Below are 1,089 nucleotides of genomic sequence, written 5' to 3'. Positions count from 1 at the left end.
GCAGAACTGGGCGTGATTATTCCGCCGTCCATCCCCATGATTCTTTATGGCGTGAGCGCCGAGGTCTCGATCGGCGAACTCTTCATTGCCGGCTTCGGCCCGGGGCTTTTAATCGGCGGCGCATTGATGCTGTTCGTGCACCTGTACTGCCGCTGGAAGGGCTGGGGCAAACAGGACGGTGACGGCCGCCTGAGCTTTGGTAAGGCGACCTGGCAGGCGGGCTGGGCATTGCTGATGCCGGTGATTATTCTGGGCGGGATTTATGGCGGAATTTTCACGCCGACCGAAGCCTCTGCCGTGGCGGTGTTTTATGCGCTGGTCGTGGGCATCGTGATCTACCGCGAGATCAAGCTGGCCGACCTGTACGTCATCCTGCGCAAATCGGTGCTCTCCAGTGCCGTGATCATGTTCATCATCGCCAATGCCGGGTTGTTCGCCTTCCTGATCACCCGGGCCGGCGTGCCGGACGCCATAGGCCACTGGCTGGAAGCCGTGCTGCAGTCGCCCGCCCTCTTCCTGTTGGGCGTCAACGCGGCGCTATTCATCATCGGCATGTTCATTGAAACCAGCGCAGCCATCATCGTGCTGGCGCCCATCCTGGCGCCAGTGGCAGTGCATTTCGGCATTGACCCGGTGCACTTCGGGCTGGTGATGGTGGTCAACCTTGCGCTGGGCATGATCACGCCGCCATTCGGCGTGAACCTGTTTGCAGCCTGCACCGTCGCCAGGATATCGCTGGACCGCATCGTGACCCACCTGCTCCCGTTTGTATTGGTGATACTGGCTTGCCTGATGGTGATCACTTACGTCCCGCAGCTGTCGCTGGCTCTGCGGGATCTCGTCTACGCAAAATAGCTTTTCGGACAGGATTCACGAGGCTGTCATTTTCAGCAGCCATGCTCGGGGTTTCATTTCAGGATGAAATCCATGCAGCTTCACAAAACCGACCGTGCCCGTGCCGAGCTCAAGCCCGGCGTGAGAACGCTAGGCCAGCGCGAGCGCACCCTGCTGCTGATGGCCGACGGCAGCAAGTCGGCCCAGGACTTCCGCCCGCTGTTTGAGGGCGACGGCGAAGCCATTGCCCTGCGC

At 60.9% G+C, this 1,089-nt stretch carries 1 protein-coding gene; it reads left to right on the top strand.

All coding sequences use genetic code 11. The features are described from left to right. A partial coding sequence (locus AC1DWI_RS24125; RefSeq protein ID WP_477726036.1) for a TRAP transporter large permease occupies positions 1-855 on the top strand: 855 nt, incomplete at its 5' end. Positions 856-1,089 lie beyond the last annotated feature (234 nt).

Source organism: Polaromonas sp. P3_C2 (genome assembly GCF_056402675.1).
The sequence above is the reverse complement of the archived record's forward strand: the minus strand, read 5'-3'. Positions and strand labels throughout refer to the sequence as shown.